14 protein-coding genes and 2 tRNA genes are annotated in these 16,812 nt (G+C 49.6%); 3 read left to right on the top strand and 13 right to left on the bottom strand.

Translation table 11 applies throughout. The features are described 5' to 3' along the window. Window positions 1–64: 64 nt before the first annotated feature. Window positions 65–140, bottom strand: a tRNA-Val gene (locus tag G465_RS0110550). Between the two features lie 273 nt (window positions 141–413). Here G465_RS0110550 and G465_RS0110545 point away from each other — a divergent pair. Both G465_RS0110545 and G465_RS0110535 read left to right on the top strand, forming a co-directional pair. Next, window positions 414–1,190 (top strand): alpha/beta fold hydrolase, encoded by a 777-nt coding sequence (locus G465_RS0110545; protein ID WP_022654429.1) that lies wholly within the window; start codon window positions 414–416, stop codon window positions 1,188–1,190. A 342-nt stretch (window positions 1,191–1,532) separates the two neighbouring features. Continuing rightward, a complete protein-coding gene (locus G465_RS0110535; RefSeq protein ID WP_022654427.1) occupies window positions 1,533–3,341 on the top strand; it encodes a methyl-accepting chemotaxis protein in 1,809 nt (602 codons plus the stop codon). Window positions 3,342–3,422: 81 nt separating this feature from the next. On the opposite strand, the gene G465_RS0110530 is transcribed toward G465_RS0110535, so the two are convergent. The 12 genes from G465_RS0110530 to G465_RS0110475 form a co-directional block, all read right to left on the bottom strand. Further along, window positions 3,423–3,499 (bottom strand) — tRNA-Pro (locus G465_RS0110530). A 59-nt stretch (window positions 3,500–3,558) separates the two neighbouring features. Next, window positions 3,559–4,782 (bottom strand): multifunctional CCA addition/repair protein, encoded by a 1,224-nt coding sequence (locus G465_RS0110525; protein WP_022654426.1) that lies wholly within the window; start codon window positions 4,780–4,782, stop codon window positions 3,559–3,561. A gap of 24 nt (window positions 4,783–4,806) precedes the next feature. Next, a complete protein-coding gene (locus G465_RS0110520) occupies window positions 4,807–5,754 on the bottom strand; it encodes a complex I NDUFA9 subunit family protein (protein ID WP_022654425.1) in 948 nt (315 codons plus the stop codon). A 40-nt stretch (window positions 5,755–5,794) separates the two neighbouring features. After that, window positions 5,795–7,681, bottom strand: a complete 1,887-nt coding sequence (locus tag G465_RS0110515) for a lytic transglycosylase domain-containing protein (RefSeq protein WP_022654424.1) — start codon at window positions 7,679–7,681, stop codon at window positions 5,795–5,797. Between the two features lie 39 nt (window positions 7,682–7,720). Next, a complete protein-coding gene (locus tag G465_RS0110510) occupies window positions 7,721–9,175 on the bottom strand; it encodes a TrkH family potassium uptake protein (RefSeq protein ID WP_022654423.1) in 1,455 nt (484 codons plus the stop codon). An 18-nt stretch (window positions 9,176–9,193) separates the two neighbouring features. Further along, window positions 9,194–10,648: a TrkH family potassium uptake protein gene (locus G465_RS0110505; RefSeq protein WP_022654422.1), complete on the bottom strand. Its 1,455-nt coding sequence runs from the start codon at window positions 10,646–10,648 to the stop codon at window positions 9,194–9,196. A gap of 2 nt (window positions 10,649–10,650) precedes the next feature. Next, a complete protein-coding gene (gene trkA, locus G465_RS0110500) occupies window positions 10,651–12,027 on the bottom strand; it encodes a Trk system potassium transporter TrkA (protein ID WP_022654421.1) in 1,377 nt (458 codons plus the stop codon). Window positions 12,028–12,169: 142 nt separating this feature from the next. Further along, window positions 12,170–13,507 (bottom strand): deoxyguanosinetriphosphate triphosphohydrolase, encoded by a 1,338-nt coding sequence (locus G465_RS0110495; protein WP_022654420.1) that lies wholly within the window; start codon window positions 13,505–13,507, stop codon window positions 12,170–12,172. 11 nt (window positions 13,508–13,518) lie between these two features. After that, the gene (locus G465_RS14480; protein WP_022654419.1) at window positions 13,519–13,914 is read right to left on the bottom strand and encodes a Na+/H+ antiporter subunit G; all 396 of its coding nucleotides are present in this window, start codon (window positions 13,912–13,914) and stop codon (window positions 13,519–13,521) included. 23 nt (window positions 13,915–13,937) lie between these two features. Beyond that, window positions 13,938–14,207: a K+/H+ antiporter subunit F gene (locus tag G465_RS0110485; RefSeq protein ID WP_022654418.1), complete on the bottom strand. Its 270-nt coding sequence runs from the start codon at window positions 14,205–14,207 to the stop codon at window positions 13,938–13,940. After that, window positions 14,200–14,721: a Na+/H+ antiporter subunit E gene (locus G465_RS0110480; RefSeq protein WP_022654417.1), complete on the bottom strand. Its 522-nt coding sequence runs from the start codon at window positions 14,719–14,721 to the stop codon at window positions 14,200–14,202. The genes G465_RS0110485 and G465_RS0110480 overlap by 8 nt, the downstream gene beginning before the upstream one ends. A gap of 2 nt (window positions 14,722–14,723) precedes the next feature. Then, window positions 14,724–16,241, bottom strand: a complete 1,518-nt coding sequence (locus G465_RS0110475; RefSeq protein WP_022654416.1) for a monovalent cation/H+ antiporter subunit D — start codon at window positions 16,239–16,241, stop codon at window positions 14,724–14,726. Window positions 16,242–16,403: 162 nt separating this feature from the next. On the opposite strand from G465_RS0110475, the gene G465_RS0110470 reads away from it, so the two are divergent. After that, a partial coding sequence (locus G465_RS0110470; protein ID WP_022654415.1) for a hypothetical protein occupies window positions 16,404–16,812 on the top strand: 409 nt, incomplete at its 3' end.

The raw sequence follows: 16,812 nt of genomic DNA, 5'->3' as shown, positions 1-16,812 counted from the left end.
CTCGAACCCGCGACCCCCGGCGTGACAGGCCGGTATTCTAACCAACTGAACTACCACTCCGCAGTGGTGGGTGGTAACGGATTCGAACCGCTGACCCTCTCCTTGTAAGGGAGACGCTCTACCAACTGAGCTAACCACCCGTCGCTGTTTGCTTGTCGCTGCAGCGAAGAACTGCATTTAATCATGGCTGAGTTTTGAACGCAAGCATTTTTTAGTGAAGAAGTTGCAGAAAAAGCGGTTTATTAGCTTAATTTTTTGATTTTTCAAGAAAAAAGTCTTAAAAATTTTTTGCTGTCCATCACGTTTATCACGAGCTGCCATCAAGGCGGTAGCAACAGCCTAAAAAATACTGGCTACACCAGACTGATATTGCATGTTATGTTGCTATTTTCAAACGACCGTTTGGAGTTCTGATGAAGCCGATTATTCATTTTTCTCATGCCAATGGTTTTCCTGCTGGTTGCTACCACGCTTTATTTGCCGCATTGCGGCCTGATTTTGAAATCGGCTTCCTTGATCGAATCGGCCACAACCCACACTACCCGATCACTGATGGTTGGCCACATTTAGTCGCCGAGACCATTCATACCATTCAACATACCTATCGGCAGCCAGTGATTGGTGTCGGGCATTCTTTAGGCGGCTATTTGACATTGATGGCGGCTTTACAACGTCCTGACTTATTTTTGAAGGTGGTAATTGTCGATTCACCGTTGATGCCGCCTTGGCGTGGCCGCAGTTTATGGTTAGCAAAAAAACTAGGATGGATAGATAAGTTAACACCCGGACGTTATACCTTAAACCGGCGTGATTATTGGCCATCGGTGGACGAGGCACAGCGATTTTTTGCCAGTAAGTCGGTGTTTGCCAAGTTTCATCCACAAGTCTTACGCGATTACGCCTGTTATGGCACTGAGGAGCATGAGCAAGGACGGCGCTTGTTCTTTCGACCGCAGGTGGAATATCAAATTTATCGTACCCTACCCCACGCTTTGTACCGTGAACGGAACCGATTGACGATACCTGGCCTCTTTATTGCTGCAAAGGGATCGAATGTGGTGAAGCCTTATTTCTTACCTTGGCTACAACATAAATTTGGTCTTGAGATTGCTCAAGTGGAAGGCAGCCACTTGTTTCCTCTCGAAGATCCTGACCTTGCTGCGCAAGTATTGAAAAATTGGCTAAGCTGAGTGGATGGTTTTTGCTGGTTGTAGCATAGAATTTTTTGTCATTTTTTAATGTTGTTTATTTCTTAGGAATCAATTTCATGTTACCCTTGCAGAATAAAAAATACAGGGTCGTTTACAGGATATGCAATAAGCTTGTTGTTAATATCAATTCTGTGTGATTACTAGAGAATTCTTGCGCTGCAGCATAGAAATTGCCAAATTTTTGGTAAACATCTCGCCGTTCTTGCATTAGAATTCCGTTTCTTTTTAATATTTTTACCGATGCCGCTAATATAAAAATATACAAAAAATGTCAAATGAAATCAGCATTGGCTGGCATCTTGGTTGGATTTGGGGGATAACATGGACAATTTTTGGCGTTTGTATGAAACAATAGAAAAAACGTTTTGGAATTCATTAAGTCGAAAATTATGTAGTTTTTTCTTTATTAGTTTATTTCAGTTGCTTTTTCTATTTTTAGTCTATGTTGGCTTTGCGGATATCAACCGCACTTTGGTCCAAGCCCAACTAGAAGCGAGTGTGGCTGCAGAAGTCCACGAAAAATTTCGCGTGCTCTTGTGGCAATTATGGCTCGTTTGGGGCGGTTCTTTAGTCTTTATTGGCTTTATGGTGTGGTATCTGCGCTATCTTATTGTGCGACCACTCAAGCTGATTATCAGTATTTTCAATGACATTGGCCAAGGCGAGGGCGATTTGTCGCGTAATATTCCGGTGATGACTTACGATGAAATCCGCGAATTATCGGAATCCTACAACCGATTTTTGGCTAAGATGCGGCAAATTATCAGCAATGTGCGCTTGATGGCAGTGCGGATTGCGATGGAGTCGGCGCGCTCTTTTAAAAATGTTGATGAATCGTTGGCGAGTGCGAAAGAACAATCTTCCCTAGCTGAACAGGTCCGTGTGGCCAGCGATGAAACTACACAAGGCATTAACCAAGTCACTGACCAGACCCACCATATCTCAGAATCAACCCTGTTGAATTTAGAACTGGCACGGACCTCGCACCGTGAACTGGTAGATGTCTCGTCACGGATTACCTTAATCAGCGAAAAAGTGGGGCACTTTAATACTACGGTTGAAGGGTTAAACGAGCGTTCAGCCAGTATTAAAAATATCATTGACCTGATTAAAGGCATCTCTGAACAGACCAATTTATTGGCGCTCAATGCGGCGATTGAAGCGGCCCGCGCAGGTGAATCGGGGCGTGGGTTTGCGGTGGTGGCGGATGAAGTGCGTAAGCTCGCCGAACGGGTCAAGGTCGCGACTGAGGATATCTCGGGTAATATCGATGCCATGCTAGGCTTAGTAAGCAATACTCTGACCGAAACCGCAGTGATTACCACCGATACCCATATTGCTAGCCAAACCGTGGATAAAGCATCTCAACATTTTGAAGGAATGGTGCGCGATTTTGGCGCCACAGCTGAAAACCTAAGCCAAATTGCACAGACGATGGAGCAATTTGCAGAAAGCAATCAGCAAGTGAATAAAAATGTGTCGAAGATCTACCAATTAAGCGACACCGTCAGCCAAAAACTGCATAAATCTGAGGCGGTGTCGCGCAGTCTGTCGGCAGCAAGTGAACAGGTGCAAGAATTGGTCAGTCGTTTTGTGGTGGGTGAGGGGGAATTTGACCGCACGATTAATCGAGCACGGCGTTATCGCGATCAACTACAACAGTTGTTGCATGACTGGAGTCAGCAAAAGCAGCTCAATTTTTTTGATCAAAACTATCGCTTAGTGGCGAACACCAACCCGAAAAAATACCATGTCAGTTATGATCAACAAGTGGAATCTCTATTGCAGCCGGTGTATGACCAGTTGGTGAATGAAACCTTGGGGGGCCGTTTTGCGCTATTGGTGGACAACAAGGGCTATGCGCCAACGCATAATAGCTTCTACTCACATCCTCTGACAGGTGATCCTCGGGCAGATTTGGTTCACAGTCGTGATAAGCGTATCTTTAACGATCCAACTGGTTTGAAGTCGGCGCAAAATACCCAACCATTTTTACTACAGACTTATATTCGTGATACTGGCGAGATTTTGTCGGAGATTGCATTGCCAATTTACTTGAATGGCAAACATTGGGGAGCGTTGCGGTTAGGTTTTGATGCCAATCAGATGTTAGAGCATCACAAGGTGTGACGGGTTTGGCAGCGGTTACTCCGCTGCCAGACGTCAATAAGACAAAAGCCAGCGTAGTGTACGCTGGCTTTTTGTATTCGATGGTCGGAGTGAAAGGATTCGAACCTTCGACCCCCTGCACCCCATGCAGGTGCGCTACCAGGCTGCGCCACACTCCGACCGAAAGAGAAGCGCATTATAGTGCTTAACTATCAGTTTGCCAAGAGAGGCGACTGGCTCACGCAGCAAGAAGGTGTTGTTTGGTTTGTTGGATACAAGCAATCCGTGCGGCATCGACTTGTTGACTGATTTGCTTTGGGTTGCTGCATTGCTGGGCAATTGCACCAGCATCAACACTACGGGCGGCTGCAAGTAAGCGAGTGAGATAAGCCGCTTGTGGATAAGCTTGCTCAGTAAAACCAAGGCGGCCTTGACTATCGGCTTCACACGCATGTAACAACTCAAGAAAACGCTGAGGGCGGCGCAGGGCATCACAACTGCGGAATAGTTTTAGCACGGTATCAGCTCGCAATTCTTTCGCACGGTGAACATGTGTGTGGTATTCACAAGTCAGTAAGGCTAATTCACGGCATTCTGCTGGCACATTCAACCTCTGGCACAGTTCGGTAGTAGGGCGTATCCCTCGTGCCTCGTGTCCTTTATGGCGAGGTAGTTGGCTGGACGGGGTGAGTCCTTTGCCGAGGTCATGACATAAGGCGGCAAATCGCGTTGCCAATGAGCGTTGTTGTTGTGCTGCGATATCAATCACCATCATGGTGTGAATCCCGGTATCAATTTCTGGGTGATAGTCAGCACGTTGTGGCACACCAAACAAGCGATCGACTTCAGGCAAAATACGGGCTAAAGCACCACATTGCCGCAGCACTTCAAACATCACCGAAGGTTTAGGTTCTTGTAAACCACGAGCGATTTCTTGCCACACTCGCTCCGGTACTAAGGCATCGACTTCCCCTGCCTGCACCATCTGTTGCATCAAACTTAAGGTTTCAGGGGCGACATGAAAGCCAAAACGCGCAGCAAAGCGCGCTACCCGCAAAATACGGACAGGATCTTCCGCAAAAGCAGGACTGACATGCCGTAACACGCCGGCGGCTAAATCGGCTTGTCCACCGTAGGGATCAATGACAGTGCCGTTTGTGGCCTGTGCCATGGCGTTGATCGTCAAATCGCGGCGTGCTAGATCTTGTTCTAGCGTCACCTCGGGGCTGGCGTGAAATTGAAACCCGTGATAACCCGCCGCCGTTTTACGCTCGGTGCGTGCTAAGGCATATTCTTCATGTGTACATGGATGGAGAAAGACCGGAAAATCGCGCCCAACAGGTTGATAGCCTGCGGACACCATTTCTGCCGCATGGCTACCCACTACCACCCAATCACGATCACGAATAGGCAAACCTAATAATTGATCGCGAACTGCACCACCCACCATATACACTTGCATCGAATATGTCTCGCCATCACTCAATTAACGATGTGCACCGGCGCGGTAGGCGTCGAGCTGAGCTTGGCTGCTCAAGGGGCCAAGATAAACAGGGGCAATCGCTTCTAATTTAGAAGGGGCAAAACCTAATAACTCGCTGGGGAAGCCGCTTTCGCTGACGTTATCACGCCCTAAAGAACGGACATTATCAAAACTCATCAACGGTTGCCCTGGCACCATTTGTAACACCATGGCTTGCAGCATTGCCACACCCGTCGGGATTCCCACCACCAAACGAGGCCGTTCGATCAACTCGCCAACATACTGCACCAGTTCTTTTAAGGTGTAGGTATCTGGGCCAACTAATTCTAAGGTTTGGCCGATGGTAGCAGGACGGGCGAGCGCTTCGACAAAAGCGCGTGCCACATCTTGTACCCATACTGGCTGGAAGCGAGTGCTGGCGCCGGCCAATGGCAATACGGGGAAGGTGTTGAGCAAACACGCAAACATATTCAGGAAGTTGTCATCCGCACCAAACACCACCGACGGGCGGAAGATGGTCCAATCCAAACCTGAGTGTTGGATTAACGCTTCACCAGCTGCTTTGGTATCTTGATAATTTGACGGGCCATGTGGATCGGCTCCGAGGGCACTCATGTGTAACAGACGTTGGATACCGTTACGCTGACAGGCGGCGATTAAGCGGCGTGGGACTTCAACATGCGCTTTTTCAAATTCATCACGACTGCCGTGCAAGATACCGACCAAATTGATCACCGCATCACAGCCCGCCAACAGATGGTCTAATTCTTGTTCGTTAAAGATGTCGGTTTCGATCATCTGGGTGTTGGTTAACAGAATCAAGGCTTCTTTGCGGCGTTCACGGCGGCGGGTGGGGATGACCAATTCACGTTCTACGCTGGCTAAACGTGCTGCGATTTGTGTGCCCACAAAACCGCTGCCCCCAATGAGAGCGATTTTTTTATATTGCATACCATTTCCTTTTTTGCTGTTGTTCGACATGAAATGCACATTAACGTGCTGGAATAACGCCGAGACGATCTTTCAAACGCGTCGTATCCCCACCAAAACGCTGCGCATAATACACTGCATTGGCAAAAACTTTTTTCACATAATCGCGAGTTTCGTTAAAAGGGATGGTTTCGGCGTAGATTGCCCCTTCAAGGGCACGATCGGCTTGCCATTGTCGGGCGCGGCCGGGGCCGGCGTTATAGGCGGCGGTGGCAAGGACCGGATGGCCACTCAAGGTGTCTTGCACATGGCGCAAATACCATGTGCCAAACTGAATATTGGTATCAACTTGATTGACTGAAAAATTGCTGACCCCAAGCTTACCCCCCACCCATTTGGCAGTGGCAGGCATGAGCTGCATTAAGCCACTGGCTCCCACACCCGAGCGGGCAATATGCACAAAGCGGCTTTCTTGTCGCATCAAACCATACACCCATGCTTCATCGATATCGAATTCTTGGCTGTAGCGGCGGGTGATGTCCCGATAGGGCGCGAGATAGCGCAAGTTGAAATCGTGCAATTCTTGTGTGCGGTCGGCGCTAAAAATTGCCATTTCATAAAATCCGGCTTGTTGTGCCGCTTCAGCACTGGCTAACAGTTGTTTGTCGTTGAGCCCACGCATGGCAAAGCGCCATTCTCGTTTGGCATCTTCGCGCAATTCTGGCCGCGCACTTTGACGAGAAATCTCGAATAAACTCAAGGCGCGGGTTTGGCTGCCCTGTTGTCGCATCTCTTGGACTTCACGAGTGGATGGGGTGTAGCGGCTAGATGGGGCGGTAACGCTTTGGCCGAGTTCTTCCCGCGCTAACTGCCCATAGTAATGATGTTGTTGGCTCAGTCGGGCAAACAGGGGGTTGGCTTCATGGCTGCGGCCACGCGCTTTCAAAGCGCGGGCCTTCCAATACACCCAATCTGCCTCGGCGGCCACCTCGGCTGGCATGGCATCAATTGTGCGTTGCACGGTGTCCCATTGCCCTTCACGCAAGGCTGCACGAACCCACCATTCCCACTGTTCACGATTGAGTTGTTTTTGATCGGCGCGTGCAAATTGTGCCAGGGCATCGACCATACGCAATTTTTTGGCATTGATTAACGCCAATTGTCCCCAGCCATAACCGGCGGCTTCGCGACTTAAACCGGCTTTTTCTAGGGCGTTGAGCTGTAAGGCTGCCGTTTCTGGATTTTGCCGTGCTTGTTTTTGTACGGCATACAGTGCTAATTCTCGCTGTGGCGCTTGGCTTAAGTCGCCATCATAGCTAGGGCTGTTTACCTGTTGGCTAGCCAGTGGACTATTGCTGCGTTGGCTGATTTGGCGAGCGAGGTTGGGATTATTGGCTGAAAACGCTAAGCGCACTCGATACCACACATCAGCCTCAACTAATTTACCCTGATTAAACAGCACATCATGCAAAGCTTGGCAGCCTTCGGTGCTGGCGCGGCCAGTAAACCATTGTTTGCGTGCTTGTTCCCACACTTGGTTATCAGCTTGGCCGAGTTGGGTTTTATTCAGCAGTTCATAGCACACAATTTCATTGTCCCGCGCCATCGGCGCGAGTTTTTGGTATTCGCGCTGAAACTCGGTCCACTGTTCTTGTTTGCCCAGTTGTTTGAGCCAATCGACCCGTAAACGCTCAGCTAAAACGGTATTGTCGTAGCGGGTGAGAAATTGTTGCACCTCATTCCCTGAGGTCTGTCCCAAGTTTTTGTTCAACCACCAATAACGCGGATAGGCTTGCAGTGGATGATCTTGTAATTGGCTTTCGGCTTGTAATAGACCGGAATAGTCGCTGTTTTTGACTGCATCGCGAGCGGCGAGCAGGGCGGGGTTGGCATAGGTTAACGTTGGTAACAGCCACAATGCGCCAATCACGAAGCGGGGGTAATTCATATAATGAACTCTTTTATCAGGATGCCATCAGCGATGGTCTTATTTTCGCCAAAAAGTCGGCGTTAATAAAATCAATAATGTAAAAATTTCCAACCGGCCTAACACCATCGTCAATGAACAAATCCAAGTTTGGAAATCGTTTAAGCCAGAGTAATTCGAGGCAGGGCCAACTTCACCTAAGCCTGGGCCTGCATTATTCATACAAGCGACAATCGCAGTAAAGGCCGTGATGTAGTCTAAGCCGCTGATCATCATAATAAAGCCAAGTAAGATAATGCTGGCGATATAGACAAAAACAAAGGCCAAGACTGACAACACAATCTGATTCGGTAGAATTTTACCGTTGATTTTCAGCGGCACTACGGCATTTGGATGTAATAAACGGGTGATTTCTGAGGTGGTTTGTTTAATCAACACTAAATTGCGTGCCATTTTAATGCCGCTGCCGGTAGAACCGGCGCAGGCGGTGAAACAGGACATCACCAAAATCCACATGGGGGCGAAGGTGGGCCATGCGCCAAAATCGGTGCTGGCAAAGCCACAGGCGGTGGCAATCGAAATCAAATTAAAGCTGACATGGCGCAATGCAGTTAAAAAATCAAATACGCCGTGATGATGTAGGTAATAACTGATCCCGACGATGCTTACTGCCAACAGCACCAACATCGATTTTGCTTCGGTATCACGAAAATAGACCCGCACCGAGCCTTCTCGCCACGCAATGAAATGCAGGGCAAAATTCATTGCCGAGAGCACCATAAAGAATGAGATCACCATCTCAATCGCGACAGAATTATAAAAACCAATACTGGCATCTTTGGTGGATGTTCCGCCGAGGCTGATGGTCGTAAACGCATGGCAGATTGCATCAAACAGCGGCATGCCGACAATCCATAAGGCGAAAGTACAGATGATGGTCAGGCCGGTATAGATAATCCATAAGCTTTTGGCGGTGCTGGCAATCCGAGGGGCAAGTTTATTGTCTTTAATTAACCCTGGCATTTCGGCCTTGTATAACTGCATCCCCCCGATGCCTAACATCGGTAATACCGCGACTGCCAGCACGATAATCCCCATTCCCCCCAACCAACTCAAGAAATGCCGCCAGAAATTGATCGACGGCGGTAGGTCGTCCAATCCTGTTAAAGTGGTGGCGCCGGTGGTGGTTAGCGTTGAGAGGGCTTCAAAACAGGCATCGGTAAAGCTCATTCCTGGGAAATGCAGCATAAATGGGGTGGTGGCGGTGACTGCAAAGCCAAACCACATCAAACACACCAAAATAAAACCATCGCGGGCTTTTAATTCGCGTTCATAACGGCGCGTAGCCGCCCATAAAAACAAGCCGACTGCTAAGCCAGCAAAAATAGACAGCAAAAATTCATCCAGCGTGCCATCGCGGTAGTACAGAGAAACTAAGGCCGGAAAAACAAACATGCACGAAAACAACATGATGAATTTCGACAGCACATGGGCGATGGGAAGAATTTTATGCATAGCTGGCGGAGATAAACTTTATTTACGCCAAAAGGCGGGGGTGAACAGAATAAGCAGAGTAAAAATTTCTAAACGTCCTAGCAACATGGCTAAGGAACAGACCCATGTTTGAAAATCAGTAAGACCACCGTAATTCGATGCTGGGCCCACCTCGCCTAAACCCGGCCCTGCATTATTGATACAGGCAACAATCGCAGTGAAGGCGGTGATGTAGTCTAAGCCACTGAACATTAAAACGAAACCTAAGACAATCACGCTGGCAATATACACAAACACAAACGCCAATACGGATAACACGATTTGGTTGGGTAATACCTTGCTGTTGATTTTTAGCGGTACAACAGCGTTTGGGTGGAGTAAGCGCAGCATTTCCGAGGTGGTTTGACGCAATAGCACCAAATTCCGTGCCATTTTTACCCCGCCGCCGGTTGAGCCGGCACAACAGGTAATGCAAGACAACACCAAAATCCACATCGGCACTAAGGTAGGCCATGCACCAAAATCGACACTGGCAAAGCCGCTATCGGTAGCAATCGAAATCAAATTAAAGCTGACATGACGTAAGGCGGTAGGGAAATCGTATAGGCCATGACGGTAAAGATAGTAACTAAGCAAGAGAATGCTGCTGATCACTAACACCAACATTGCTTTTACTTCACTGTCTTGCCAATAGCTGCGTAAAGAGCGGCTACGCCATGCAACAAAGTGCAAGGTGAAATTCATGGCAGCTAATAACATAAAAAACGATAACACTAACTCGATTTCTAGCGAATTGTAGAAACCGATACTGCTGTCCTTGGTGGAAAAGCCACCGAGTGAGAGCGCAGCAAACGCATGACACACTGAATCAAACCAGTTCATACCGGCAAAGTGCAAACAGAGGGCGCAAAGCAAGGTCAGTGCGCTGTATAACACCCACAGATTTTTAGCGGTGGTCGCGATACGGGGGGTGAGTTTGCTGTCTTTAATCAAACCAGGCATCTCGGCTTTATACAGCTGCATCCCCCCCACCCCCAGCAACGGTAATACTGCTACCGCCAGCACAATGATCCCCATTCCTCCCAACCAATTTAGGAAGTGTCGCCAAAAGTTAATCGCCGGCGGTAGGGTATCCAAACCAGTCAACACGGTGGCGCCGGTGGTGGTTAGGGCGGAAAGTGCCTCGAAATAGGCATCAGTGAAACTCATCCCCGGGAAATGTAATAAAAACGGCGTGGTGGCTGTGGCCGAGAAACCCAGCCACAGCAAAGTGACCAAGATAAACCCATCGCGGGGTTTCAGTTCTCGCTCATATTGGCGAGTGGTGGCCCATAAAAATAAGCCAATGGCCAGCCCGACAAATGTTGACACTAAAAAATCATCCACTGTGCCATCACGGTAATACAGCGATACCAACACTGGGAAGACAAACATACAAGAAAACAGCATCACCAGTTTGGAAAAGACATGAGCAATCGGCAGGATTTTGTGCATGATTATAAGAATCCAAACTTCACTTCTAACAGTTTCTCGACCTGTTTCGCTTGGCGGCGGCGAGAGACAAAGATAATCAGATGATCGCCGGATTCAATGACCAAATCATGATGTGCCATTAATACTTCTTCACCGCGTACCACCGCGCTGAGATAACAGCCTTGTGGCAGCGGTAATTCATCGACACGACGGCTGACAATGCGTGATGTTTTGCGATTGCCATGTACCACGGCTTCAATAGCTTCGGCCGCCCCACGGCGCAGGGGATGGACAGCTTCAATATCCCCTCGGCGGATGTAGGCTAATAATGAGCCGATGGTAGATAAATGGGGCGAGATCACAATGTCGATGCGGTTGCCTTGTAACAAATCGACATAGCTGGTGCGGTTGACCAAGGCGATAACGCTGCGTGCGCCTAGCCGTTTGGCAAGGAGAGAGGACATGATATTGTCTTCGTCGTCATTAGTGATGGCGACAAACACATCCATCTCATCAATATTTTCGTCCTCGAGCAATTCCTCATCGGTGGCTTCGCCATTCAAAACCAAAGTATGTGACAGATTCTGCGTCAGCCATTCGCAACGTGGTGTGCGGTTTTCGATGATTTTGACTTCGTAGCCATCGTTTTCTAGGCGAGAGGCCAAGCGAAAACCAATATTCCCCCCGCCGGCAATCATCACCCGTTTAATCGGTTTTTCCGTTTTACGCAGTTCACGCAACATCGCGGGAATAAAACGCCGTGAGGCAATAAAAAACACCTCATCATCCTGTTCAATTACCGTATCGCCATCGGGAATAATCAAACGATCACGGCGATAGATGGCAGAAATACGACATTCGGCACGCGGTAGGTCTTCACGGATGCGGCGCAGTGGCCGTTCAACCAATAAACCGCCCTTTAGGGCTTTGACTACGACCAATTGAGCACGCCCCTCGGCAAAATCGAGTACCTGTAGTGCACCGGGGTATTCAAAGAGCTGATAGATATTGTCGGTAACAATTTGCTCGGGACAAATCGAAGTATCGACACTAAAGTAGTTCAGTGCTTTGTTGTCGCCATATTCCATATAATCGGCGGCACGAACACGGGCGATTTTGGTGGGGATATTGAATAAGTCTTTTGCTAACTTACAAGCAACCAGATTGGTCTCGTCATTGCGGGTGAGGGCTAACAGCATATCGCTGTCGTCGGCACCGGCGGCGGCTAACACCGAAGGGTGGGCGGCGTTACCCACTAAGGTTTGAATATCCAGCCGGTCGCGCAGTTGTTTAAGCACGACTTCATCTTGATCGACTACCGTAATATCGTTGGCGTCATTGGCAAGATTTTCTGCCACCGTTGAACCGACTTGCCCACCACCAAGAATCAGAATCTTCACGTCATTTGTCCTTCAATGACCGAGGCCACGCACACGATCAGGTTGAGCGTGCACAAAAATGGCGCCCATTGTACTGAGCAAATCGGGGCTTTGCGAATGCCTTGCGCCCCTTTGTGGCGTAAAGATGTTGCAGTGCAGCGTTTTAGCCCAAACCGAGGCCAGAAATATCCCGCGCCAAGCGCGCCGCAGCGTTATCGGTTAAGCCACCAACAAAATCCAGAATCGCCATATAAGCCGCATACAAGCCTTGCTCTGGATTGAGAGGATAGTCTAATAAGCTCAACTCTGCCCGTTGGCGGGTGGAAATATCGCCTTTGGTGCAGAGCTGATGTGCGGCAGGGACTAACACATCAAGCAAAGCGGCAAGGCAGGGATAGGCAGCAATTTCCATCACTTGTTTGTTGCGATGGCGATAAATGCGGCGGCTGGCAAAGTCTTTCGCCGCTGCAACAGTGGCTCCCACGGGTTCGCTGGCCAGTTCTAATAAATCGTGGGCTGGCAGATCGCCGGCTAACAAACGATCATGATGGCGCATAAACACGTCAGCGATATCAACAACACAATGTCCCACCGCCATGCCGCGCAGCATGGCACATCTTTGCCGTACATCGGGTTCATGCCATACCCGTTCTGTATCAACCAACGGCGATAGCAAACGCTCGAATTCAATCGCATCTAGCCATCCCATCTCGACCGCATCTTCTAAATCAAGAATGGCATAGCAAATATCATCAGCCGCTTCCATCAGATAAGACAAGGGATGTCGTGCCCATCGGCGTGGTTGATATTCCGGTAACCCAAGCTCTTGTGCCACTGTGCGGAAATACGCCAATTCGGCTTGATAAAGATTGAATTTGCCACGTTTGCCACCGTGCTCTACTGCCCAAGGGTATTTAATTAAGCTGCCAATGGCGGCAGCGGTTAAGCGCATTCCCCCTGCATGACGATACATTTCCAGCGTTGAGACCATACGCAGGGTATGGGCGTTGCCTTCATAGGTTTGAATATCCAGCCGCTGTGCCGGCGGTAAACTGGCAAGCCAATGGGCATGGCGTGGTTGTCGAAACCAATCGCGAATGGCTTCTTCGCCGGTATGACCAAATGGTGGATTGCCAATGTCGTGTGCCAAACAAGCGACTTGCACCACGTTACCAATATCAAAAGGCGTGTTGTGGGGTGGCAGCTGTCCCCCTGCTTGCAGCATGGCACCGACCCGATTGCCTAGGCTGCGCCCAACACAGCCGACTTCCACACTGTGAGTGAGGCGATTGTGGGTATGGTCGTGAACGGCAAGGGGATGGACTTGGGTTTTCCGTCCTAAGCGTCGGAAGGCACTGGAGAACACCACACGGTCGTGATCAACATGAAAATCGCTGCGTAAACCATCATGGCCGGGCAAGCTGCCATTGTTTTTTGCTGGCAACACCCGCCCACCGCGTACTTTAAAACGGGTGGTGGAGAGCAACTGTGTCCAGTCCATGACATGAGGCATCACTGATGAGAGGTGGAAGATTGGCTGTGCTTGTGGCTTTGCTCCGCTGGGCTGGCGCTATAGGTGCTCCAACCGCTTTGTGTTTTGGGCAACTGTTTTGGCTTCAAATGCTTGTGCATATACGCTTTGGCAATGAAATGCGCTGTAATCGGCGCTGTGAGAAATAAAAATAGCGAAATCAATACCTCATGGATAGAGACATGGCCTTCCAAGGTGAGGAAATACACCATTGAAGCCACCAACGCCCCCCCGACACCCAAGGTGGTGGCCTTGGTTGGGGCATGGAGGCGCGTCATCAGGTTGGGGAACTTCAACATGCCATACGAACCTACTAAGGCAAAAATAGCACCCAATACGATGAGGCCAGAGATAAGCAATTCATGAATCAAATGCACGGCAATTCCTTAAACTGGTCAAATTATTCAATCACATCGCCGCGCAAAATAAATTTGCAATAGGCAACGGTTGAGACAAAACCAAACATGGCAAATAACAAGGCCGCTTCAAAATAGAGGGTGGTTTTCTCGTAGATACCATACAAGATAATCACTGCAATTAAGTTAATCACCATCGTATCGACCGCTAAAATGCGATCCATATCAGTTGGGCCTTTGATGGCGCGCCAGATATTCATCAGTAAGGCCAATGACAAGGCAAAAAAACCAAAATGTAGGGCGTAGTCAATCATGGAAAATCTCCTGTAACCGAGCTTCATAGCGTGCCTTCATGCCGGCAATCGCTTCAGCTTGATCGCTGACATCCAAACAATGCACCAACAGGCTGCGACCATCAGCCGACAAATCACAACTGACTGTGCCGGGGGTCATGGTGATGGTACCGGCAAAGGCGGTAATTGCTTCAGGCGAACGCACGCTCAGTGGAATTTCCAACCAACAGCTTTGCAGGCTGTTATTGCGCCGAAACAGAATAATCGCCGCAACCTGAATATTTGCCACCACAATATCCCACATCACCAACAACACATAAGCCATGGCTTTACCGTAATGGCGGATTTTAGGTCGTTCTGGCCATAAGCTGTGCGTCAGCAGGGGAATGCCCCAGCTCAAAAACAGTGCTAAGACGGCATGGGCCAGAGAGAGGCTATTTTGTAGCAACATCCATACAACAAATAAGGTAAGGCTGAGTAAGGGATGGGGAAAATGGCGTTGTCGCCAACTGCGTTTTGGCGTGGTTGAGGCCATCGTTATTGTCCTCCTTGGGGAAACAACACGGCATTGATATAGAGCTGTGGTTGATAGAGCTGTTGTGCGGTTTGGCTGAGGTAGTCATGTACCCCACCGGCACCTACGGTGAGCGCAACAATACCACTCAATAACAAACCAACCGCCACCCACGGCAAGACCGAATGTGACACGCCTTCCGCTTCAATCCGTCCTTGTTGCGCGGTACTTTTCCAAAACAATGTGCTACCTGCACGGACAAAGCCAATAATCCCGAGCAAGGCAGTTGCTAACACCGCTAAATACACATCAAACGCATAGGGGGTTGGCCATGCACTTTGTAAAATCAACAACTTACCGAGGAAGCCCGATAGAGGGGGTAAGCCTGCCATTGCAATCGCTGCGACAAAGAATGCGGCGGCTAATAGGCTGCGGTGAGCAAAGACCGGCGCTACCGTCAGGGCATCGCTATGGTGACCCCGTCGTTCGCGCACTAAGTCGGTGAGTAAAAATAATGCTGCTGCTGCCAAGGTGGAATGCAACATATAGTAAAGCGCGGCAGCGGTAGCCGTTGGTGTGAATAACGCAATGGCTGTCAGGACTGTGCCCATCGAGCCAATTACGCTAAAGCTGGCCAATTGTCCTAGCCGTTTTGCCGCTAATACACCCACTAAACCCAAAGTCAGACTCACCATTGCCGCAGGCAATAACCATTCTTGTGCCAACCATGCCGAGGCACCCGCTTGTGCACCAAAGGCCAACACATACAACCGTAAAATGCAATACGCTCCAACTTTGGTCAAAATCGCAAACAGCGCAGCGGTGGGCGCTGGTGCTTGGGCATAGGTATCTGGCAACCAGAAATGCACCGGCACCAATGCCGCTTTGACGCCAAAGACCAATAACAATAACAACGCGCCCACTTGCAATAAGGCCAAATCATCACTGCTGACCTGTGGCACTTTGAGGGCTAAATCCGCCATATTGAGTGTGCCGGTGACCGAGTAAATCAACCCCACTGCAATCAAGAATAAGGTCGAGCCAACCAAATTCACAATCACATATTGCACTCCTGCACGCAGTCGATCTGCCCCGCCGCCGTGTACCATGAGGCCATACGAGGCAATTAAGAGAATTTCAAAGAAAACAAATAGGTTGAAAAAGTCACCTGTAAGAAAGGCACCGTTAATCCCCATCAATTGGAATTGATAGAGAGCATGAAAATGACGCCCACGGCGATCCCACCCTGCCATGGCATACAACAGCACAACGGTTGCCAGCACGGCGGTTAATACCAACATCACCGCCGATAAGCGGTCGAGCACTAACAAAATCCCAAACGGAGCCACCCATGCACTTAGGGCATAGGTTTGTGGCCCGCTATCGGCTTGCTGTAACAGACCTACGCTAATCGCGATAAGGGCAACACATCCTGCTAACGATAAAATCCGCGCCAAAACATGATCGATACACCCCAGCATAATCAGCAGTGGGCCTAATACCGCCGGCAGCACAATTGGCATAATCAGCCAGTGATTCATAGAATCTCCGCAAGGAAACCCCTGACTTGAGTCAGGGGAGGAATTGCGGGTGCGCGAAGCGCACCCTGTGGTATAAACTGTGACATATGGTTGATGTTGTCACGAAACGTAATTGTGTCTATCAAACGGCATACCGAGTATGTCACCAAGAGGCGATGAGCGATGATGCACACGGCGTCGATTCGGCTGGCATTGAGCGCGGCGCAGGCTAGAGCGCTTGCCGCGCTGCGAACGGCCTATGCGGACGCCTGCAACCGTCTTGTTCCCATCGTGCGCGAGCACCGTCTGTACAACCGCGTCGGTCTGCACCAGCACACCTATACGATGCTGCGCGAAGCGACGCCGCTGGGCAGCCAGATGTGCTGCAACGCCATCTTCTCGGTCTGCAAGGCGTATAAGGCACAAAAAGAACTCGGGCGCATCAGGAAGGACGCACCCATTCCCGACATCCGCTTCAACCGCGCCAGTGTCCACTTCGACAAACGCACCTACACCCTCAAAGGCAAGACCGTCTCGCTCTATACCCTCGATGGGCGTATCACCGTGCCGTTGCGTCTCGGCGAACACCAGC

Origin of the sequence: Aquaspirillum serpens DSM 68 (assembly GCF_000420525.1) — a bacterium.
Lineage (GTDB): Bacteria > Pseudomonadota > Gammaproteobacteria > Burkholderiales > Aquaspirillaceae > Aquaspirillum > Aquaspirillum serpens.
The sequence above is the reverse complement of the archived record's forward strand: the minus strand, read 5'-3'. Positions and strand labels throughout refer to the sequence as shown.

Coding starts and splice junctions, on each gene's coding strand:
- G465_RS0110545 (WP_022654429.1), top strand. CDS start 414: ATGAAGCCGATTATTCATTTTTCTCATGCCAATGGTTTTCCTGCTGGT.
- G465_RS0110525 (WP_022654426.1), bottom strand. CDS start 4,782: ATGCAAGTGTATATGGTGGGTGGTGCAGTTCGCGATCAATTATTAGGT.
- G465_RS0110510 (WP_022654423.1), bottom strand. CDS start 9,175: ATGCATAAAATTCTTCCCATCGCCCATGTGCTGTCGAAATTCATCATG.
- G465_RS0110505 (WP_022654422.1), bottom strand. CDS start 10,648: ATGCACAAAATCCTGCCGATTGCTCATGTCTTTTCCAAACTGGTGATG.
- G465_RS0110485 (WP_022654418.1), bottom strand. CDS start 14,207: ATGATTGACTACGCCCTACATTTTGGTTTTTTTGCCTTGTCATTGGCC.
- G465_RS0110495 (WP_022654420.1), bottom strand. CDS start 13,507: ATGGACTGGACACAGTTGCTCTCCACCACCCGTTTTAAAGTACGCGGT.
- G465_RS0110515 (WP_022654424.1), bottom strand. CDS start 7,681: ATGAATTACCCCCGCTTCGTGATTGGCGCATTGTGGCTGTTACCAACG.
- G465_RS0110480 (WP_022654417.1), bottom strand. CDS start 14,721: ATGGCCTCAACCACGCCAAAACGCAGTTGGCGACAACGCCATTTTCCC.
- G465_RS0110475 (WP_022654416.1), bottom strand. CDS start 16,241: ATGAATCACTGGCTGATTATGCCAATTGTGCTGCCGGCGGTATTAGGC.
- G465_RS0110520 (WP_022654425.1), bottom strand. CDS start 5,754: ATGCAATATAAAAAAATCGCTCTCATTGGGGGCAGCGGTTTTGTGGGC.
- G465_RS0110535 (WP_022654427.1), top strand. CDS start 1,533: ATGGACAATTTTTGGCGTTTGTATGAAACAATAGAAAAAACGTTTTGG.